15 protein-coding genes are annotated in these 20,523 nt (G+C 62.1%); 7 read left to right on the top strand and 8 right to left on the bottom strand.

All coding sequences use genetic code 11. The annotated features are described in order from the left end of the window. Positions 1-754 precede the first annotated feature (754 nt). The 6 genes from PUN71_RS15570 (at position 755) to PUN71_RS15545 (ending at position 9,156) form a co-directional block, all read left to right on the top strand. Positions 755-2,752: a hypothetical protein gene (locus tag PUN71_RS15570; RefSeq protein ID WP_277799143.1), complete on the top strand. Its 1,998-nt coding sequence runs from the start codon at positions 755-757 to the stop codon at positions 2,750-2,752. A gap of 701 nt (positions 2,753-3,453) precedes the next feature. Continuing rightward, on the top strand, positions 3,454-4,809 hold the full coding sequence (locus PUN71_RS15565) for an MFS transporter (protein WP_277799142.1): 1,356 nt from the start codon (positions 3,454-3,456) through the stop codon (positions 4,807-4,809). A gap of 638 nt (positions 4,810-5,447) precedes the next feature. Then, positions 5,448-6,446, top strand: coding sequence for a hypothetical protein (locus PUN71_RS15560; RefSeq protein WP_277799141.1), 999 nt, complete (start codon positions 5,448-5,450; stop codon positions 6,444-6,446). Further along, positions 6,424-7,248, top strand: coding sequence for a sugar phosphate isomerase/epimerase family protein (locus PUN71_RS15555; RefSeq protein WP_277799140.1), 825 nt, complete (start codon positions 6,424-6,426; stop codon positions 7,246-7,248). Before PUN71_RS15560 ends, PUN71_RS15555 begins: the two co-directional genes overlap by 23 nt. Beyond that, positions 7,245-8,243, top strand: coding sequence for a hydroxyacid dehydrogenase (locus PUN71_RS15550; protein ID WP_277799139.1), 999 nt, complete (start codon positions 7,245-7,247; stop codon positions 8,241-8,243). The genes PUN71_RS15555 and PUN71_RS15550 overlap by 4 nt, the downstream gene beginning before the upstream one ends. A 322-nt stretch (positions 8,244-8,565) precedes the next feature. After that, complete coding sequence (locus PUN71_RS15545; RefSeq protein ID WP_277799138.1) at positions 8,566-9,156, top strand: TetR/AcrR family transcriptional regulator; 591 nt, start codon at positions 8,566-8,568, stop codon at positions 9,154-9,156. 376 nt (positions 9,157-9,532) lie between these two features. Here the strand turns inward: PUN71_RS15545 and PUN71_RS15540 are convergent, their stop codons facing one another. After that, positions 9,533-10,324: a hypothetical protein gene (locus tag PUN71_RS15540; protein ID WP_277799137.1), complete on the bottom strand. Its 792-nt coding sequence runs from the start codon at positions 10,322-10,324 to the stop codon at positions 9,533-9,535. Between the two features lie 172 nt (positions 10,325-10,496). Continuing rightward, the gene (locus PUN71_RS15535; protein ID WP_283532412.1) at positions 10,497-11,738 is read right to left on the bottom strand and encodes a UPF0158 family protein; all 1,242 of its coding nucleotides are present in this window, start codon (positions 11,736-11,738) and stop codon (positions 10,497-10,499) included. A gap of 267 nt (positions 11,739-12,005) precedes the next feature. Between PUN71_RS15535 and PUN71_RS15530 the strand changes: the two genes are divergently transcribed. Then, positions 12,006-13,166, top strand: coding sequence for a hypothetical protein (locus PUN71_RS15530; protein ID WP_277799135.1), 1,161 nt, complete (start codon positions 12,006-12,008; stop codon positions 13,164-13,166). A gap of 97 nt (positions 13,167-13,263) precedes the next feature. Here PUN71_RS15530 and PUN71_RS15525 read toward each other — a convergent pair whose 3' ends face one another. Genes PUN71_RS15525 through PUN71_RS15500 form a run of 6 tightly spaced genes read right to left on the bottom strand, consistent with a single transcriptional unit; the run spans position 13,264 to position 20,522 of the window. Further along, the gene (locus tag PUN71_RS15525) at positions 13,264-13,848 is read right to left on the bottom strand and encodes a hypothetical protein (RefSeq protein ID WP_277799134.1); all 585 of its coding nucleotides are present in this window, start codon (positions 13,846-13,848) and stop codon (positions 13,264-13,266) included. Beyond that, positions 13,845-14,933: a peptidoglycan DD-metalloendopeptidase family protein gene (locus PUN71_RS15520; RefSeq protein ID WP_277799133.1), complete on the bottom strand. Its 1,089-nt coding sequence runs from the start codon at positions 14,931-14,933 to the stop codon at positions 13,845-13,847. The genes PUN71_RS15525 and PUN71_RS15520 overlap by 4 nt, the downstream gene beginning before the upstream one ends. Continuing rightward, positions 14,926-15,498, bottom strand: coding sequence for a hypothetical protein (locus PUN71_RS15515; RefSeq protein ID WP_277799132.1), 573 nt, complete (start codon positions 15,496-15,498; stop codon positions 14,926-14,928). Before PUN71_RS15515 ends, PUN71_RS15520 begins: the two co-directional genes overlap by 8 nt. After that, positions 15,495-17,318, bottom strand: a complete 1,824-nt coding sequence (locus PUN71_RS15510) for a type IV secretory system conjugative DNA transfer family protein (protein WP_277799131.1) — start codon at positions 17,316-17,318, stop codon at positions 15,495-15,497. Before PUN71_RS15510 ends, PUN71_RS15515 begins: the two co-directional genes overlap by 4 nt. Positions 17,319-17,331: 13 nt before the next feature. After that, positions 17,332-18,903, bottom strand: coding sequence for a putative type IV secretion/conjugal transfer ATPase (locus tag PUN71_RS15505; RefSeq protein ID WP_277799130.1), 1,572 nt, complete (start codon positions 18,901-18,903; stop codon positions 17,332-17,334). Then, positions 18,903-20,522: a hypothetical protein gene (locus PUN71_RS15500; protein ID WP_277799129.1), complete on the bottom strand. Its 1,620-nt coding sequence runs from the start codon at positions 20,520-20,522 to the stop codon at positions 18,903-18,905. The genes PUN71_RS15505 and PUN71_RS15500 overlap by 1 nt, the downstream gene beginning before the upstream one ends. Position 20,523: the final 1 nt, after the last annotated feature.

The raw sequence follows: 20,523 nt of genomic DNA, 5'->3' as shown, positions 1-20,523 counted from the left end.
TCAGTTTCGCATCCACCAAACTAGCATCGCGATTGGAAGTTCAAAATCTACCCTGCGTATGGAGTCGGTAGCACACATCCCGGCCAGCCACCGGTCCGGGAGGAGGGCTCTTCCGGCTGGCGCCCCGCTGATGATTGGACCCGGCTGCGCGGCCAGCTCGTGGCCGTTTATCGTCGAAACCTGCTGGTAGACCACGGCCTTGTGGAGTGCGTGTCGGAGGACGGAGCGGTCCTCTGGCTCGCCATGGAGGGGGCACAGACCCGGCGCATGATTGTGAAGGATCTGAACATCTACCTGAGACCCGCGGTGTCGCCAATTTAGGTGTCCCATGTCAAACGAAAATCGCGTGTCGAGACTGAACGACAGTTCCGCCAGGAGCGCTTCCCGTGTCATCACGCGCCCATGTCGTGTCCAGCGACTTCTTGAGAGAATTCGCCGGGCGTTGACGAACAGGTGCCGGGGGAAGAAGTCGCATCGGAAGTTCTTCGAGATACGGCGTCCGGGCAATTCGGGCGCGGCCTTCGACAACTTCCCGCTTATGGCGGGCAGTGTCGGCCGACGTCGCATGTATAACGGTGCCCGTGGGACAGGAAAGCGATTGCAGCCAGAAAATGCTAACATCAAAATCGCAACGCATTACTAATTTAGGCTTTCTGCGCCGCTCCCAGACGTCGAAGTTGAGCGGGGGTGACCCGCGGAAAGCACTGTACCGGTGGCAGGCTGAGCTGGCCCATATACGAAGGAATTAATGGCAATGGAGCAAACCCAAGCTGAGGCGCCACTCACGTCATTGAATTTTGATTCCCCTTATGTGGATATCGACGAGTGGCGCGACGTCCCGGTCCGGCACCGCTACGTCCACGGCGGCTTCGAGGGAACAGAAACGAGATTTTCGGTCTACTTCCCGCCTGCAGAGGACTATGAAGGCCGCTTTTTCCAGCACATCACCCCGGTTCCCGACAGCGAGCATCTGGGTCAATCTTCGGCAGGCCGGGAGGACAAGATTGGTTTTTCCTTCGCCAGCGGTGCCTACTTTGTCGAGACCAACGGTGGCGGCCCGGGCTTCGCCGCTCCGGGCGCTGACCCGACAATCTATGCTTTCCGGGCAAACGCCGCTGCGGCCGACTACTCCCGGGAGGTTGCCGTAGGAATCTACGGCGACCACCGGCCATTCGGTTATGCCTACGGCGGCAGCGGCGGCGGGTTCCGCACGATCGGCGGCGCGGAAAACACCACCGGCGTCTGGGACGGTTTCGTCCCCTACGTCATCGGCAGCCCCATGGCCATCCCCAACGTGTTCGCCGTCCGGATGCACGCCCAACGCGTCCTTCGTGAAAAGTTCGACATCATTGACGATGCCTACGACGCGGGGGGCGGCGGTGACCCCTTCCCCCACTTGAGCCCTGAGGAACAGAATGCTCTTATCGAGGCCACAAGGATGGGATTCCCCCCGCGGTCATGGTTTGGCTACCGCACCATGGGCTCGCACGCCTTCAGCGCCCTGTACGGCGGCCTGGCAGCCATCGATCCGGACTATTTCAACAAATTCTGGACCGAGGCGGGCTACCTTGGTGCCGACCCGGATGCATCGATCCACCGGGACCGGCTGCAGTGGAATGTCGAAGTCGCCGAACTGATCCGGGGGGCGGCGGATCAAACAACCCATGGACCCCGAGGCGGCGTCGACCAGGCTTTCCGGGGTGCGGCGGGACGCCTGGATCAAATTATTGCAGTGCGCCTGTCCTTCAGCGCCCCCATCAATAGCGAAAATGCCGAACTGTCCGTTACCTCCGGCGCGGCGGCAGGTGTCCGGATCGCCCTCAGCAACGTGACGGGCGACCTAGCAACCATCGACACTCCCGAGGCAGGGCGGCCGCTGGAGGCCCTTCAAGCCGGCGACACCGTCACCATCGACAACAGCAATTTCCTCGCAGCACAGACCTACCACCGCCACCAGGTCCCGGCCGCCGAATACGTGGTGTGGGACCAGTACCGGAACCCGGACGGTTCCCCCAAGTTCCCTCAGCGCCCGTACCTCGTCGGACCGATTCTCACGCGGGGCGCATCGGGCGTGCTCCAGACAGGGAAGTTCGAGGGCAAGATGATCGTCGTGGCCTGCCTCCTGGACCGGGAAGCCTTTCCTTGGCAGGCCGACTGGTACGCCACCAAAGTCCGCGAACACCTGGGTGACCAGATCGATGACCGGTTCCGGCTCTGGTACATCGACCATGGCCTCCATGGAGACAGTGGAAAGGAAGAAGAACACCCAACCCGCTCCGTCCCTTACATTGGTGCCCTCCACGAAGCGCTTCGTCAGCTCGTCGCCTGGGTCGAAAACGGTGAAGCACCAGCGGCCAGCACCTCCTATCAGGTCGCAGACGGACAAGTAATTGTGCCGGACACGGCTGCCGAACGCTGCGGCGTCCAACCTGTCGCGATACTCACCGCGAACAGCCGGATCCGTGCGGAGGTATCCCCGGGTGATGCAGTGATCCTGCGGCTGACCGCCGACACCCCTCCCCGAGCAGGAGAAATCGTCGCCATTGAGTGGGATCTTGACGGCGACGGCACCTTCGACGCAGAAGACACCGTCCCACCAGCGGAACAGTTCGGCCTCACCCGCACAGTCCGCTTCAACGAACCTGGAACCTACTTCGTCACCGCCCGTGTCACAGCCCAGGGCAAGGGAAATCCCGACAGCCTCTGGGCCAGGGTCGAGAACCTCGCACGAACCCGCATCGTCGTCACCTGATCCGGGACTCATCTCACCACATCCGCAGTCCCAGCACCTGACTCGGGGTCACCTTGGCGCGACATTCGATCCAGGCCAGTCAGTCAGTCATTACCGGTTGAAGCTTGGCAACGGGAGATGTGCATCCGCCGCCCAGCGGGGAAGCATGAAGGACCGGAATTCAGGAGGCTCCGGAAGCAGGCAAAGCGACGAGTTTGCAGTCCTTCTACTGCAGCTTCAAGGCTATGAAAATGTCATGCATAAACGCACGGAAATAGGCCTCCTTCTGCGGCGCCCGGTCCTCCCAGACAGCGATTGACCGCAGCGAGGCCAGCGGCGCTGAGGATGGGGAAGGGATCTTCCAGGGCGTGTTGACTGCCTGCCATCTAGGGAAATCAGCTGGAGCCGCAGGCACGCTGGCTAAGCCCACGACGAGCAAAGGCATCAGCCCGAGCGGCGCCCGCTACGGAAAGCGGGAGAAATTGCAGCATCACAAAGTCTGGCGGCAACGCCCCTCGCCAAGACATGCAGGCCGAAGCGGCCCCGGGCAGTGGAATCCATTCTTGGTGCCCACTGGCAGGGCCGTACAAGAAGGTAGTCGCACAGACGGGAAAGCCCTTGCCTTTAAGTTACCACTATGGTTCACTTCTCGTACGGCATGATGTGAGCGGGGACACAGAGGTTCCTGCATCGTGTGCCTCGGACTTCAAAGGAAAACAACAATGCAGGATAAAGCGGATAAGGGACCTGTCGACGCGGCAGGGGCTGTGCTGACGCAGCCAGCTGCTGTCAGCGACGTCCCGGGCGACGGGACAGCGGGTAGGTCTGCGGGCAAGGAGCCCGCTGTGCCGCTTCGGCGGTTGCACATTTTTCTCATCCTCTTGGCGAACTTCGGAATATCGATGGCGTTCATCGTGCCTCTCAGTTATTCCTTGGCTCTCCGCATCAACCAGCTGGCACCCGGGCATGAGGAAGTCCTGGGGTATGCAACAGGTATCGCATCCACCGTCGTAGTGCTCACAGGGCCCCTGTTGGGGGTTTGGAGTGACCGAACCAAAAGCCGGCTGGGCCGGCGGCGTCCCTTCATGCTCGGGGGTGCTCTCGTGGGCATGCTGGCCCTTGCGGTTATCGCGCTGGCACCTAACGTCGTCGTGGTCTGCGCTGGCTGGGTCGTAGCCAACTTGGGCTGGGGAACTGCGCTTGCGGCCATCTATAATGTCCTCGCAGATCGCTTGCCCGAAGAACAACGTGGAAAAGTCAGCGGTTTGGTGGGTTTGACCGGTCAAATCGCACCCATCGTCGGCATCGGTATGGCCTACGCAGTCGGGGGAAGCATGCTCCTGATCTTCTTGGTTCCAGGAATCGCGGGCCTTGTCCTGCTGGCATTTTTTCTGGGGTGGGGAGGGGAAAGGGACTCCCGTAATCTTGCACTAGACGGCGAACTTGTGACCGTAAAGATGCTTATGAGCAAGTACGTCTTTGATGTTCGGGGAAATAAGGATTTTGCCTGGAACTTGCTCGGGCGGTTCGTGTTTTTCCTGGGGCTCTATGCCAACACGACGTTTGGGACTTTCTTCTACGCCCAACGCCTGAACCTTCCCGTGGCTGAAGTCGCCGGAACAGTAGCCCTCATTGGCGCCCTCGGCATTGTGGCCGCCTCCCTGGGCGCTATCGGCGCCGGTTTCCTTTCCGATAAGCTGCGCCGCCGCAAGCTGTTCACCATGCTGGGTGCAGCACTGTTCGGTGCAGGCGCATGTGTTGAAGCCTTCGCCCACTCTTTCCCGTCCCTCGTCGCCGGGGCGCTGTTGATGAACCTTGCCATCGCCGTTTTCAATGCGGTCGATCAAGCGATCACCCTGGCAGTTTTGCCGAACCGGGCCGAAGCGGGGCGTTACATGGCCATCGTGACCTTTGCCCAGAAGATTCCCAGTGCGATTGCCCCCCTCGGTGCGACACTACTCATCACCATTGGAGCCGCGGGCGGCGAGAAGAACTATACGATCCTGTACTTGGTCGGTGGCGCCTTGGCTCTAATCGGTGGGCTCATCGTTCTGACGAAGGTCAAGGCGGTGCGGTAATGGGCGTCCAGACATCGGTTCCCCGCGACACAACCTCGTTGCCTTGCGCGCCAGACGTAGCGGCAATCATTGAGGCCTGGGCCTCGTCACCCTCCTCCCATCCCACCGTCGGCGACTGGCGGCGAGTTGGATGGAACCGCGGAATGGGGGCTCCCGGCTCTGGCCAGGCTACTGTCACCAAGGGCTCGGAATGGGGAATCAGACCAAACATCGACGATGACCAGTCAGCCACGATACAGGCTGCCCTGGACCAGATTGGTGCCGCAGGAGGGGGAATGCTGGAGCTGCCCCCAGGGCGCTTCGTGCTGCATCGACCCCTATTTATACACGATTCCAATGTTGTACTCCGCGGTGGCGGAAAGAACAGGACCACCCTTGTATTTCCCCATCCTCTAAGCCATCACTTAGGACCGGCCCTGGCACCTGACGGGGCCTCAAGCGGCTGGTCATGGACTGGCGGACAAATCTTCATCATTGCGCGTGAGCGGTTCGAGTTGTCTCAGCGCTCGGCCTGGGCCGGCGCTGGAGGGCACAAGGAAGGCTGGGTCGCTGGCGAGATCCTGGCTGAGGCCGGGCCTGCCCGACGGGGATCTCACCTAGTTCCGGTTTCGGACACCTCAAAAATAGTCCCCGGTGACATGATCCTGCTGGAATGGGAAATCGGAGCCGATTACGGTCTTCTCCGGCACATGGCAGGAGACGTGCACGGGGCCGAAGGTTATGACTGGGAAACCCGCGCTGCTACCATCGCTGGTCCATCCCGGGGCGATGACTTCTTCACCTGGTCCTGGCCTGTCAAGGCGCTGGAGGTTCTTGAGGGCAAAGTCCGGTTCGAACAGCCGCTGAAGATACAGATCGACGCTGACATGCCGGCGCGACTGCGAGCCCTGGGGCCAACCGTATACAACAGCGGTGTTGAGGGACTCACCATCGAAAACGCGCTACGGAAACAAACGACCCACAACATGAACCCCGGATCCAACGGGGTCTGCTTCCAAGCCGTCTACGACTGCTGGGCCTCCGAGGTGCACGTATTGAACGCAGACTGTGCCTTCAGCCTGACCTCTGCGAAGTCGTGCACCCTGACAGGCATTTCCGCAGGAGGCCGATCCATGCATCACTTTGTGGCATGCCGCACCCAGTCCCATGACAATTTGATCGAAAACTTTGAATTGGAGCCATGCACTACTCCCGCGGTCGAGGGAAGCTACCTCCACGGAATCAACGTCGAAGGTCTTTCCAGCGGGAATGTCTACCGCCGGGGCCTTATGCAGACCGGAACTTTTGACTCCCATCGCCAAATGCCATTCGAGAACCTCAGAACTGCCATCACCATCAACAACAAAGACGCGGTCCCCGGGGGCGCCAGGGATGCAGGCCCATACTTTGGAGCGCGAACGGTGCATTGGGGAATCCATGTGTCAAACGACAACAACCTATGCATGGACATTACGGACGTAGCTCCCCGGTCGCTTACCGCCGGCATCACGGGGCTGAGCAAGCCCGGCTCGATTCTCCCGAGGGCCGGGATGGACTTCGAGGGCGACCTTGAGTCTGAAACGCTCGCATTCGGCGTTGACCTCGGTGAAGCACGCGATCTATTGGAGGTACAACGTGCAATTTGTCCCCTCACCTGAAGAAATGCCTCTGGAAGGCAGCCGCCCGCGCGTGGGACTGTGTTCAGTAACCCTTAGAGGGCATAAACCTCAAGAGGTAATAGAACTCGCCGCCCAGGCAGGGCTGGACTCCATTGAATGGGGCTCAGATGTACATGTACCGGCAGGTGACAGTGCACTGGCGGCACTTATAGGCGCGCAAACGCGCGCTGCGGGACTAACGGTTTCTTCCTACGGTTCTTATTTTCGATTCCCATGGTCGAAGCCCCCCGGAGAAGAAGCAGACGCTGTCATCGGGAGCGCACTGGCGCTCGGTGCACCTCGGATTCGGGTCTGGGCCGGACCAACGGGCTCCGGGCAAACAGATCCACACGAGCGCCGAATGATCACAGAGTCGCTCCAGGCATTCTGCACGAAATCAGCGAAAGCTGGATTGGAAACGTCAGTAGAATTCCACCTCGGCACCCTCGCCGATACCGCCGAGTCCACCCTCCAACTCCTCCATGACCTCGGCGACGAAGTGACGACATACTGGCAACCCCGTATCGGTGCCACTGATGAGGAAGCACTTGAAGATCTTCAACATTTGGGTAGCAAAGTCTCCACTGTGCACGTCTTTTCGTGGGGCAGCAAATTCGACCGGCATCTGCTCGATACGAGGGCAGAGATGTGGAGAAATGCGGTTCGCCTGACGGTGCAACTGCCTTCTGTGACAGATCTGCTCCTCGAGTTTTTACCCAATGACGACGCTTCCCTTTTGCCCTCGGAGGCGCGGCAGCTCAAGACCTGGCTTGAGGACGCAATGGAAAGAAGTGCCGCGTGAAAAGCAAAGTTGCCCTGTTGGCCATTCATCCCCGCGTCGGTCAACTCGTCCTTGATCCCGCGGCCATGGGCATCCTGGAAGAATCCACTGATCTCCAGCGTCCCACGGAACAGCTGTGGACCTCAGGATGGAAACCAAACCCTGACGTGCAAATCCTCATAACGGGCTGGGGAACACCTCCAATAGACGACTTAGCACTTGCGGGAATGCCTCGTCTGGAGGCCATCTTCCACACCGCAGGTTCAATCCGAGAGCTCATTTCTACGGACGTATGGGCCCGGGATATCAAAGTAGTCAGTGCTGCTGATGCCAACAATGAATACGTGGCCGACTTCGTTCTGGCGCAGATTCTGCTCGCGTTGAAAGGTACCTACCGGGCGCAGGAAAGTATGAGAGCACACGGCCGTCTTCCTGGATTCTCCGCTGGACCGGGCTCGTACGGGCAAACCATTGGGCTTGTGTCGTTCGGTTCCATCGCCCGGAAACTCCGGGAGAGGCTTCGTATCCTCAACGCAGACGTCCTCGTCTGGGACCCCTATGTGTCGGACGAGGACTTTGCCAGATCGGAGGTTCGTCGGGCTGAAAGCTTGGAGGTGCTTTTCAGTGAAAGCCGCTTGGTGAGCGTTCACGCACCGTTAATACCGGGCGTCACTGAAAATTTGGTCAGTAAGCAACTCTTCAGCTCTATGCCGGAAGGTGCCACCTTCATAAACACCTCAAGGGGCGCCATCGTGGACGAGCCGGCCTTGATCGAAGTCCTCGCGAACCGGCCGGACCTCTTCGCCATACTCGATGTGACATGGCCCGAGCCACCGGCTAATGACTCACCCCTATATCGACTGCCAAATGTGATGCTCACCGGCCATACCGCAGGGTCGGTCGGTTCCGAATGCCTAGCTCTTGGACGCCTCGCAGCGGACGAAGTTAATCGATTCTGCACCGCAACACCGCTCCTTCATGCCGTAGCCGGGGAGGATGTCGTCCTCAGGGCTTAGACGGATTCCTGGCGGCCCCACTTCCCCCAACTCCCGCCGGCTTCTGAACGTGACGCCCTCGGACCTCTCGTAGCGGATGAGGTCTCCCGTGTTCTTCGGGGCCTGCCCCTTCGGCATGCCATATCTCAAGATGAAGCAGCAAGAAAAGATACCCACGGGCTCCGCGTTTTCCAAGCGCGGACCGGACCGATACCACCTCGTGGAATAGGCTAGAGAGGACGAGGAGGGAGTGGCAGCCTCCCCCATTTGAAAGAGGGCAATGCCGCTCGAATCGAGAATGCAAAACCCGGAGACCTTGGGAAGTCGCAGCTAGGAGCGGTAGATGACTAATATGCCAGCAACGCGGTCTTCGTCCCGCCGGGATGCTCTGCTGGACGCGGTCATAGCGAGCGTGGCCGAGCACGGGTTCGAACGGGCATCGCTCCGTGATATAGCAGCCCGGGCGGGAATGACGCATGTGGGTCTTCTTCGCCACTTCCCCGGTAAAGCCGAACTCCTGATCAGTGCTTTGGAAGACCAGGAACACCGTGAACGACTGGAACTGGAGCTAGCCATCTCCGGTGGCGCGACCGACAAGGAAGCCTTGGCGCTGCTTCTCGAGATTGAGACGCGAGACCGGGAAGCGACCAAAAACTGGCTGGCACTGGCCGTCGCCTCCAGTAACCCGGAGCATCCCGCCCATGCATTTTTCAAGCGGCGGCAGGCGGGATTCCAGCGTGTGGTGAAGGACTTCTCGCAGCGGACTGACACGCTCGCAGTGGGACACTTTGACCCGTCCACCCGAGCCACCCTCATGCTCGCCGTCATCGACGGGCTACGGCTGCAGTGGCTCATCGATCCCACCATCGATGTTTCTACCGCCGCCAGCCGGTTCAGCGACCTGATCCTGCGCCCGCGCACAACTAACCAGTAAGCGCGGAACATATCTCATGTCCGATCAGCAGGGCCCCCCGGCAGAACTTTACTGTGGGCCATACCTGATAAGTACACCCCAACCTGACGTCAGCTGCGAGGAAAAAGCGCGTCAGAATAGGGTCCCTTGGGCGGTTTTTACACTCCCCCACCCTTTTGTCTTAGATTCAAACCTGACAGCCAGACCCGCTGAGGAGCTTGCACGGGGAAGGGCCGTTCCGCTGCCCACAGTCGGGGACAATCCTGATGGGTTATCCACCGCTACTGCTGCGAAGGGAGCTATCTAAGGGCTCCCAATTCCAGCCGTGGATAACCCGGATTGACCCCAACTACTGGACAGCTTCTAGTCCCCACCTTTGAGCCTTGGACTCCTGGCGTCAGGGCAATTCGTCGATTTTGGTTCGGAGGTTCCTGAACACCGCGTCGCGCTGCTCTTGGGAGAGCTGCATTAGCGGCACATCACGCAGCTCGTCGATATCTACGTCTTCCGGGTCATCGTCCTCGAGCATAACGAGCATGTCCTCGTAGGTCAGGACCATGATGTTGCCGTCCAGGGGACGGAACCCAAGCTCACCCCAGTATTTGGCGAGGCCGCGGCATTCCATCCGGTGTTTTGCGGATCCTTCGTCGACGCCGTCCTGGAGCCCGGGCGCCGCCCGCAGAACGGTTACGACGGTACTTCGGCCTATGGCGTCGAGTACGGCCTTGAGCACTTGGTGCCCGGCCCTGTGCCCCCGGAACCGCGGCTGGACGCTCACCCACGAGACAATCATCAGGTCCCCGTCGAGGACTGGTCCGCCCTCGATGCTGAGCTGACAGGGCTCGGAGCCTGCGGCGATGAACGCTTCGGCGAATTGGGACAGTTCGGCGCTGTGCGCGTCCAAGGTGTCGAAGAGATTGACGTCGCCGATGTCGGGGATCAGGTAGACGTGGGCTTCCGCGACGGTGACCCGGCCGTGGGCGTCGGCCTCGACCTCGAGGGTGTCGTCGTCGGGTTCGAGGATGTCCGCCTCGATGTAGGCGCGTACGCTCCAGGACTGCGGGTAGTCTTCGGGCCGTTCCCAGGAGTCGGGCCGGGCCGGGTAGTCCAGCGCATAGGTCAGCCGCATCCACTCAAGGGCGTCGCCGATCTCGTTGTGGTCGTCGGGGTGCATTTCGATACCGGCCATGAGTTTTCCTGCCCGCTCCCCATCAGGGGTGATCTGAATGTTCCAGGGGTGTGTCGGATTCACCGTACCCGACACTGGACTTGACGTGACAGTAAAGACCCTCCGGATCCGGGTGGCCAAGCTGGCCTGGGAGATTCCGTACGCCGGGGAACCACCCGGCCGAGCCCAGTTCTTAGCCCACGCGGATGCCATTGTCAGCGAGGAAGTCGCGGGCACGGCCCATCTGGCGGTCGGTGGAGTAGGCGTTCCAGTGTTCGGTCAAGTCTTCGGCATGGATGAGGTCGCGGAACCGGCGGAAGGCGCCCTTGCCCTCGATCGCCCGTTCCAGCCGCTCTCGGAGGGTTCCATCGTGCTGCCGCGCGGCGAAGGCCTCCATGTCCTGCCAGCCGTTCCCAGAACCTGTGCGGTTCAGTCGAAGCCACCGGTCCGGCTCTTCCTCCACGTCGATCGCTGTGTCGTGCCCCACGATTATTGGGTCAGTGGCAGTGTCGTCGTAAACCTGCCCGGTGTGCACGTCGAGGTAGCCACCGGTAGACAGATCGGGGTCCCCCTCGAGGATGGTGCTGAGCATGTCAAGGTCTACCGGCACCACCCGGCCGGGCAGCGGCACGCGGCGCAGAGATGCCAACAGGTCCTCAGCGAGCACTTGATCCCCGGCGCAGCCGCGCCCGGTCAACCGGTTGATGACCGCCAGTGCCACCGGCTCAGCTTCCTGGCGTCTGTGCTCCAGAGCCATCGGTATACCGGCACCCACCTGCTGCAGGGTGTCATCGATGTAGCATCCGGTCAGGGCCGAGAGGAAACGACCCGCGTCTGCTGCCACGATGGCTTGACGCAGCTCGGGCAGGTCGAGCCTCGGCGCCTGGACCTGTGCGGGCCAGGCGTGCAGCAGCATCGGATGTGGGGTGCTCGGTTTCGCCGGGACCCGGCTCTCCCCATTATCGGTAGCCCACCGTCGCCCGTATTGGTCTGGGATGCGGCCCCAGCCCCAGTAGGGCAGCGGGGAATCAGGGCGAACGCCCAGTACCTCCAGCGGGTCGACCTTGGCCTCCGCGACGACACATCGGTGCATCCAGGTATCACCGAGGTCAAACATGAACTGAAACTCAGACCCCGGCTCCAGAGTCCGGGCGACCTTGGTAACTGCGATGTCGATTGCTGTGATGATCGGGCCGCCACGGGAGGCGGCCATCTCGGATCCCGTCTCTTGGTCGGTGATTAACCGGCCGTCATCCAGGGTGAACAATGACAGGTGCGAGCGGTCCCATCGGGCGAAGGCATCGTTGATGGCGTTGGCGAGATCCATGAAAGTGTGAGACGGTCCGACCGCGAAGACCCGCCCCGGCCAGGGCCACAGCTCCTCACCACGACCACCGAGCAGTTCCACCGTCACCGATAACCAGGTTCGCGCCATACCCCTCAGGATGGCACGAACCGGTCGCCCTTCGTCGCGTTACTGCACGGCGGCGGGACCGAGCAGCCCGAAGGAGGGCGGCTCGCCCAGGAAAGGGAACGAGGGCGAGCAGGTTCCACGATGCAGCAACACCGCGACTTCCGGACACCCCAGTCAGAGAACGGTGTGTGTGGGCCGAGATGCAGCCTGATGTGATGGTTTGCGGGTTTTCTGGAAGGTCATGGCACCCCTATAGGCTTTAGGCTTCCGACAGAGAAGGCAGGGTCCATGGGGGGAATGCACGGCTTCGGCCTGAAGGACAGATCGCTGGCCGATCTGTACCGGACAACGTCAGGGCCGGTGGCGTTCATCGATGAGTCCTACCGGGAACCGCTGCATTCGGATGAACGGCCCTTCTATTCGATGTCGGCCGTCATCGTCGGCCGCGACCAGGGGGCGCTCGTCCGCGATGTCCTGATGGACATTCCCGGCAGCACTTACTGGCATACGACCGAGGCGTACCGTACTCCTGCTGGGAAGCGGGTCATCAAGGAGATGATCGACTATATTGCCGGAGCAGCCGAGTACAACATCGTCACCGTGCAGACACAGATCCGCCGGGACGATCCAGCCATGAAGACGGCACGGCATGAATGCCTGGGCGCCTTGACCAAGGAGCTGACGCGCGGATCCGGGCCAAACGCTGTCCGGCTGCTCGTTGTCGAGTCGCGCAACGCGCGGTCCCATCCGGGCGGGGACGCCGACGATGCCCGCGTGATCAAACAACTACGATCCGCCGGCACCGTTCATCGTCATGTCCACGTCCACCACACCTCACCGGCCAAGGAACCCCTGCTGTGGGCCGCTGACCTAAGTGTGTGGGCCTTCCGGCGCAACCTCGCCGTCGGCGACAAACAATGGTTCGCACCGTTGCAGGACATTTCGACCGTGCTGCACGTAGATGGGGCTGACGTGTCCGTTAAACGAAGCAACCCCCATCTGCCGCAGCAAAGTCCGGGGGCCCAGCAGACTGTCTCCCATGAATCCGGCCATGGCCGGGGCAGAGGGCCCGCTGTTGCTTCTGCCTCCAGTGTAGTGTTCGACGGCTCCGAAAGCGAAGCACTGGCGCGCATACGGCGGATCGCCGGCACTGCCGGGAAGAGCATCGACCAGGAGGTGGCCCTGGCGGTGGCCACTAACGAACCCCGGCGTCTCGTGGCGGCAGCGAACGCTTACCTGAAGCAGTCCCGCCAGCCGAACATGCCCTCACAACCCCGCACTGAGGCGGCACTGGCGCAGGCCGCACAAACCATCATGAAACCTGACGGTGCGGCGAAGGTCACGGCAGCGCTGAAGCAGCTGCGCGGCCAGCTCGCGGCCGAGGCGGAGAGCCGCACCGCATTGGCCCCGCAGCAGCAAAGAGACCGGCGTCCCGGCTACCAGCCGTAACCGGGACGGCGGTCTCTACTCCTCTCCCGGGTCGGGAGAGGAGACGAAGGACCGGCAAGAAGGTGGGATGGTTGCCGGCCCTCCGAGACTATGGGTGTTAGGCAGGCAGGTCTTCAGTAACGTAGTCCGCCACGGACCAGACACCGTTGCTCTTGGTCAGGACCAGGAAGATGTTGCGCTTCCGCTGGTCATCTTTGAGGTGTTTGCCGTCTGCGTCCCGCCAGGTCCACGTGGCTGTGAGGTTGCGGTAGGCCACGTCTTCGGTGTCTGTTCCTTCGTCCCCGTCTACGGGTACTCCGGGTCCGATCGTCGGTTCGGAAAACGCGCCCAGCGGGGCCAGTTCCAGCCACAAGGCCTGCGAGGCATTGCGCTCCGGCTCCACTGTTCGTTTCGCCAGCTCGGGGATCATCAAAGGCTGGGCGCGCACCGCAGCCGCGGATTCCGTCCTGTCGTTCGCCACGTCCCACCGCGTGATGATGTCAGCAAACGTGGCAGCTACCTTATCCGGATGCGCCCGGTCCACCTCGAGAAGCTTTTGGACCGTGACGGACAAGGCCGCAGGCTTCGGCGTAGCCGTGGACGAAGGCGATGGAGCAGGTTGTTCAGTGCCGGCCTGTGCGCAGCCGGCCAGCGGCAGTGTGGCCGTCAGAACGATGGCGGCCAGTGTCTTGGGGAGCCTCATAGAACGCCCTTGCCTTTCAGGATGGGTGTTGGATCGATGGGTTTCACTTCGCCCAGCTTGGGATCGACCCCGCCCAGGCGGGGATCAACAGGGGCGCCCTCGTACATTTCAAAGTGCAGATGCCGTCCTGCCGCGTTGCCGGTCGCGCCTTCGGTGCCAAGCGGGGTCCCGGCGGAGACGGTGTCGCCTTCCTTGACGCGCAGGGATCCTTGCTCCAGGTGGGAATAAGTCGCGGTGAGTTTGCCGTCAAGGCTCACCCCGGCCACCCAGGTACCGCTGCTGGACTGCAGCTCGTGGGCGATGACGATCTTCATGTCCATCACGGCCACGACGGTCCCGCCGGCCCCGGGCGTTGAAAAGTCGATGCCGTAGTGGAAGTTCCCGCCAATGACCTGCGTCCCTGGCGGGGTAGGCCGCGGCCCGTATCCCGAGGTGAACGTAGACCCAGGCAGCGGGTTGGACCACTTGCCCGTCAGGGCACCAATCTCGATGCCGCTGGCCGGGCAGGATTCACCGTACTTCGTCTGCGCTGTGCCCATAATCTTGTCCACATAGGCCCGGGTTTCGGCGTACGGGGGAATTCCCTTGAAGGACTGCACTGCCCCCGGGCCTGCGTTGTAGCCTGCCAGGGCGAGCCTGATGACGTCCTGGCCGCTGCTCTTGGCAACCGGAAGCAGCTCCTTCACCAACGCGTCCATGTACCGCCCTTGTGCAGCGATGGCATGGGCGGGGTTGGTCACATCACCTCCGTCACCGTAGGTGGCCCAGGTTCCCGGCATGAACTGGGCAAGGCCGGCCGCTCCTACCGGGGACGTGGCTCCTGGATTCCAATTGCTCTCGGCTTCCAGTTGGGCGGCAAGGACGGACGCGGGGATCCCGGCAAGACCGGCAGCCTTCGAAACGAGCGGCCCCCACCCGTTCGGGACGTCCTTCTCGTTGAAGCTGGCCCCGTTGACGCTCACGCACGCGGCTGCCTGGGCAGGCGATGCGTTGCCGCCGACGGAAATCAGTGCGACTCCGATCAGGCCGATCACGACCAGTATCGGCAGCGCGGGGATCAGCAGGAACAGGCCGGTCTTACGCATCGGCTGAAACCGGCCCGTCGCCGTCGGAGCCCGCTGTGGCGGTCTCCTCCGCAACAAATGCTGCGAACTCCGTGGTCTCAGCCTTGAGCTCCAGCCCGGAACCGGTGGCGTCGTAGTGCGATAGACTCTCCAGGCAGTTCTTGAAAGTGCTGCGCTGGGAGAAGGTGTCCATCGTCGGCCACAGCGCCCGGCTGAACCACTCCGTGAGCTCGAATGAGGGCTTCTTCGACTTGGCCCGGTAGGCGGCCTTGTGTGCCACCATCAGCGCCGTCAACATTTCCACGGCGTCAGGGTGACGGTACCAGCATCCGGGAATCCAGCCCGCGGAGTTGGATGAGTGACGCAGGATCCTGTTCTGCAACCAGACGACAAACCCGGCCAGGTCGGCCCATAGTTCCTTACGCTGTTCGGGCTTAAGTTCCTCCCAGAACCAAGGCCCGCCGGCCGGGTAGCTGCTCAGTTCCTCAAAGAGTTGGGCCGCCAATTCCTCTACGTTGTCCAGCCTGTCCAGCAGATCAGGAATTACCTCGGCGCCCGGGGCGGCATTTGCCTGGTCGTCGCTCACGAGGCGGCCGCCAGGTTCGCTTCTGCAGCGGTTTCGGCCGCCGCTGCCTTCGCCGCTGTCTCGGCCGTGATGCCTTCCTTGTTCAGGCACCATACGCGGGAGTCCTTGAACTTTGCGCTGTCAGGCCGTTCCCACCACGGCACGACGTTGACGACGGCTTCAATCTCGCGGTACATCAGCAAGACCTTGCCCTGGGGCAGCTTGCGGATTTCGTCGACGCGCATTTTCTGATCGAGCTGCTTGGACTTGGAGATGTTGACGGACGGCACACCCTCCTTGCCGGTCGAGGAGGAAGTGGAGGTGTGCTCCACCCAGTGCTTGCCGATCAGATCGGAAATCTTGGTCAGGAACTTCACGTCGGAGATGCCGCCGAAAACTGTCTTGGCTGCTGCGGAATCGAAGATCGTTTCCGCACCTTCCTCGCCCCAGCGGTTCACCAGCTGGGAGTAGGTCTGGACGAACACGGATGTGTGGATGCCGTTGCCGCCACCTTCACTCATCAATGACGGCAGCGATGGCAGGGCGCAGGTGTTTGCCGCTTCATCCAGGATGACGGACAGCGGCACGTCCAGCTTCCCGGACGCCATGGCACCCGATGTGCGGATTGCCGCTTGGACGAGGGATTCGACCAGGGCGGTGACAATCGGGGCCGTCGAGGCGTTCATGGACACGCGGGTCAGGCAGTACAGCGTGTTCGCCGCCTCGGTGAAGGTGTTGACGTCGATGCCTGGATCATCGGCCGTGGGGCAGAGCATCGACAGAACGTTCTCGTTCTTCATCGGCCCGGTGATCTTGCCCAGGGTGGTCTTGGTGTTGCCGATGGTGTCCGGGTTGTTTTGCCGGCACCACTCGTCGAGGTTCCCGGCCCAGGTCTTCACCGTCGGGGACTTCGCACGGAGGATGTTCGCCGGTTCATGCTCGGTGAAGTTCTGGGACCACCGCAGCACATCCCGCATCGAGCCGCCTTCTTTCAGGGCGGCGGCGTGCAGCAGTGCTTCGAGGATCATGACGCAGCCGGAGTCGAAGTACCGGTCTGCCGAGGACGGTGCACCGGTCCGGGGCATGGCGTTAACCATGGCCGAGGCCCGTTCGGAGGCGATCTGCGGGTCATCGCAGCCGGCCACCATGTTCCACCGGAGCTTGTCGGGGTACTGGCTGAGTCCGTCGAAGTCGGCGACGTAGACCTTGCCCAGGTCCTTCCGCACACCTACCGTCAGGCGCAGCACGTCCGGGCGGGTGCTGGTGGTGATCACTGCCCCGGCGGCGTCGGCCACCATGCCCGCGACCATGTAGGTGGTCTTCCCCCACTTGGGCGGGGCAACTGTGCAGGCGGTATCTTCCGTGCGGATGGCGATTTGCTTGCCGTCAAGGACGTACACGGCCGGGGCCAGGGAAGAACCGTCGACGCCTTCGATGCGCGTCTTCAAGCTCTTGGCGGTGCTCATCCCCTTCTCCCCGGTCTTGGCCTTCCGGCGGCGGGCACGGAGCGCTGTGACCCCGAACAACAGCCCGATGTACGCCGCGATCAGGAGAACCACGAGGAGGATCCAGACGGTGAGCGGCCAGCCCCACTCGTTGGAGGGGTGACCGTTCACTGCCACCGGAGACGTCGCCTTTTCCGGTGCCACCAACCCGATCAGCGAACCAATCAGTGCTTTCCAGGTTGCAGGCCAGTTCGAGAAGGCAAGGCCCGTCGTCCAAACCAGGGCCATATGCCACAGGGCGCCGGAAAGGATGGCAAGGACGATAAGTTCACGCTCGGTCTTCTTGACCGTCGAACTGGACGGGTTGTGCTTCTCTACGGTGACGTTTTCACTCATGGTCTTCCCCCCTTTAGGCCACTTCCGCGTAAGCGGAGTCGGTCTCGCGCAGCGCCGAATCGGTGTCGGTCATTTCCACTTCCCAGGCAGAACGAACGTGCTCAATCTCTACTTCGGGTGCGTCCGCGCCGGATTTGAGCAGGTGGTGGCCGTTCCGGAGGACCATGATGTCGTTCGCGGACTCCGGATTCAGGCCAAATGTCCGGACGCACCACTGGGCGGCCTCGGGCTTGTCCTGGCGGAAGATATGCACCGTCTGCGCTTCCTCGATCACTGCCATGCCCGGGGATCCCGCCGGAACGTCAGTGGCTCCCTTGTGGATGTTGTAGATATTCGACAGGCCCAGGCCTCGGGAAAGCTTGATGTTGGACCGCTGCTGGACGGCCAGCGGGCCTCCCAGGATGTGGCCTGCCTCCTCGTTGATCACGTTGGTCCGGATGCCCCGGTACTCAGGCCGGCGAACCGTGCCCAGGAGCCACAGGTTCGCGAGGCCCATCACCATGGGTATGGCCGGGCCGGTGTCCGGCAGCTGGGAGATATCGAATGAGGTCAGGTTCTTGTTCAACCGCACCTTTTTGGACGTCTCACCGTCAAAAATCGAGCCATATGTTTCCAATAGCTCGTTGAAGCAGAACCGCATCGAGATGCCGCTCTCGTGCAGCCGCTCCAAGGTTCCCGGGCTCATACCAGCCAAAGTGGAGTCGTTACGGTCGATGACGCCCAAGAGGTCGTGCAGGTCCGCCGTTGTTGGGGTCCGCCCGCCCTCGAAGTTCCTCATCATGGAGCGGTAGGCCAGGCGCAGCGCTTTGCGTTCCCATTCGTCCGGGCCGTTTCCTTCCCTGATCAGTGCCGGGATCGTGTTCAGGTAGACGAGCTGGTTGTTTAGACCGTCATCGTTCACCCCTGAAATGGCGGGGTCCATGATGTTGAAGATGACGCCGGATCCATCCATGGCGAACTTGATGTGATCGCCGTTGAACTCCCGGACGATCGGCGAGTATTCACCCTCGCCCTTCTCGTTCTTCTTGTCGAAGACAACCGCCCGGCGGTGCCGGAGGATCAGGGGACGGATCACGTACACGGTTTTGGTGTAGGCCGACTTGCCGGCCCCCACATCACCGACGACGAGCACGTTGGTAGAGGTGATTCGGCGTGGAGTTGAGTTGTAGTCCGTGAACGGGTCTTTGCTGATGGCTGTCTGCGACAAGACGTCCCGGCCTGCAGCGACGCCTTCGACGCCGGTAGGTGCTGCGATCAAGGCTGTGTTCAGAATTTCGGCCTGCCGCGTGGTTGTCGGCGCGCCCTGGAAGGCCGGGGCGTAGAAGCCGCTCTTCGCCCTCCGCTCGTTGACCCTCAACCGGGTCCCTTGCTCTGTGTAAGGGGGCCACTCCCCCGACTCCACAACCTGTACCTGTTCGATCTCGGGTGCGGCGAATATCCGCAGCACCGGGACGCCGCGGATCCAGGAACCCTTCGCGGAGGGATCGTTTATGCTCACTGCCTGCTCCGCTTCGGTAATGAGCGGAAATCCCTGTTCCCGCGGTTCCGTAATGGCTTCCTTGCTGAGTTCTTCGACAGCGCCCATCAGGCAACCTTCTCTTCCTTCTCGCCACGTCCTGCAAGCTGGTTCATCATCCTTGCTCCAATCGTTGGGGCTGCCGGGCGCGTGCCCCGGTAGATGGGCCACGTCGTGCCGGCCGCCGCTGACTGATAGGTGTCCAGCCATTCGAGCTTCTGGATGCCGGCTGAGGTTCCGGCTGTCTCCTCCAGCCGACGTGCGGCCTCGGTCAGGTCTGCCTGCGTCCGGGCGGAAATGGTAATGAAACCCACCCAGTTCACGCCGTGGTGCCCGGTGCCGGGCAGCAGGTCATTGCCGCGCGCCCTGGCCGATGTCAGGTTCACGTCCGTTGTCGGATCGACCAGCTGGCCCTTCTTCTGCTTTGCGATTACTGCGGCCATGTCACGCACGACGTCCCTGGAGGCCAGCAAACGCGCCTGGTCTGCCGGTACGGTCTCCAGCTGGAAGCTCAGCGTCCGGGCTCCGGAGCCGGCGTTGTGGAGCAAAGACAACAGCCAGTACGGGGTGCGCTCACCGGTTTCCATGTTCTCGGCGCTGATCATCGCCGTCCGGTGGCCCCAGACGACCTCTTCGCCAGTGATCGGATCGGTTCCCTTTACCCAGGTGGAGTTCCACTGATCCTGTGAGGGGAGGCCCATTTGGTCGGCCTTGACGCCGGAAACCATCAACGGCGGCCGCGACGGATTCTGCTGGTGCAACATCATGGCCACTACCGCCCGGGCGGTCAGCGGGCGTACCTGCCCCAGCTTCGCCGCACGCAGGGAACGGGCCAGCGAGGAGACCTCGGCGGCCATCAACAGGCGCCAGCCGTCACGTCCCGCGCCGTACCGGGCAGCGGTGGCGTAGAAGTCGGGCGTCAATGGCCAGCGGCCGACGATCAGGTGGCGCTGGACGAAAGTGTCCCGGCCGGTCCTCTCCAGCACCTCCTGGTACGAGCGGACAGCTTTAGGGTGGGCATCTGCGGCCAGATGATCCTCAACCCAGGCTTCATTCAGAGCCAGATCGGGCGGAAGTACCCGGGTGATGGACTGGATTCCGCTGATGAGTTTCGAGGCCGGGGCGAAGCCCGCGAGCATGGACCCAAACCCTGCTTGGGCCTGCTCCTGCTTGCGCGGTGACTCGGCCCCGCGCAGCTGCCCGGAGACTTCGAAGGCGACCGAAAGGTAAGGCTCCTCCCCCACCGGGGCGTGCCAGGCGATACCGGGCTTCCCTGTCCGGGAGTCAAGCCAGCCCATACCGTCGGCTCCATCCGGGCGGGACCGGACGGCGCCCATGATCCTGGCCTTCTCTTCCTTGCTCTTGACCATATTGGCCAGAGCGCTGGCTTCTTCCCAGGCCGCTGCGCTGTATGGGATGAACCGGTCGGTGCCGGTCTTCTGGCGTTCTTTCCAGCGCAGCCGTCTCTTGCGCCGGTCCCAGTAGGAGCCGCGGTGCGTCGCGGCCGTCATGAGGTAGACGATCACGCCGGACAGCACACCGACCAAGAGGCCCGGCCAGCCGGTGAACATCATGCCGAAGAAGCCTATGAATACACACCCGGCCAGGCCGATCAGCTGGCTCTTTGACTTGATCCCGCCAAAGAAGCTCCGGTGCCCGGATTCCCCCCCAATGAATCGTGTCGCCATC

This window comes from Arthrobacter sp. NQ7 (genome assembly GCF_029581595.2).
Lineage (GTDB): Bacteria > Actinomycetota > Actinomycetes > Actinomycetales > Micrococcaceae > Arthrobacter > Arthrobacter phenanthrenivorans_B.
The sequence above is the reverse complement of the archived record's forward strand: the minus strand, read 5'-3'. Positions and strand labels throughout refer to the sequence as shown.

Bases quoted from the DNA above. Each gene is read 5' to 3' on its own strand.
- PUN71_RS15510 (WP_277799131.1), bottom strand. From the start codon at position 17,318: ATGAGTGAAAACGTCACCGTAGAGAAGCACAACCCGTCCAGTTCGACG.
- PUN71_RS15530 (WP_277799135.1), top strand. From the start codon at position 12,006: ATGGGGGGAATGCACGGCTTCGGCCTGAAGGACAGATCGCTGGCCGAT.
- PUN71_RS15520 (WP_277799133.1), bottom strand. From the start codon at position 14,933: ATGCGTAAGACCGGCCTGTTCCTGCTGATCCCCGCGCTGCCGATACTG.
- PUN71_RS15560 (WP_277799141.1), top strand. From the start codon at position 5,448: ATGATCCTGCTGGAATGGGAAATCGGAGCCGATTACGGTCTTCTCCGG.
- PUN71_RS15565 (WP_277799142.1), top strand. From the start codon at position 3,454: ATGCAGGATAAAGCGGATAAGGGACCTGTCGACGCGGCAGGGGCTGTG.
- PUN71_RS15545 (WP_277799138.1), top strand. From the start codon at position 8,566: ATGACTAATATGCCAGCAACGCGGTCTTCGTCCCGCCGGGATGCTCTG.
- PUN71_RS15525 (WP_277799134.1), bottom strand. From the start codon at position 13,848: ATGAGGCTCCCCAAGACACTGGCCGCCATCGTTCTGACGGCCACACTG.
- PUN71_RS15540 (WP_277799137.1), bottom strand. From the start codon at position 10,324: ATGGCCGGTATCGAAATGCACCCCGACGACCACAACGAGATCGGCGAC.
- PUN71_RS15505 (WP_277799130.1), bottom strand. From the start codon at position 18,903: ATGGGCGCTGTCGAAGAACTCAGCAAGGAAGCCATTACGGAACCGCGG.
- PUN71_RS15500 (WP_277799129.1), bottom strand. From the start codon at position 20,522: ATGGCGACACGATTCATTGGGGGGGAATCCGGGCACCGGAGCTTCTTT.
- PUN71_RS15570 (WP_277799143.1), top strand. From the start codon at position 755: ATGGAGCAAACCCAAGCTGAGGCGCCACTCACGTCATTGAATTTTGAT.
- PUN71_RS15535 (WP_283532412.1), bottom strand. From the start codon at position 11,738: ATGGCGCGAACCTGGTTATCGGTGACGGTGGAACTGCTCGGTGGTCGT.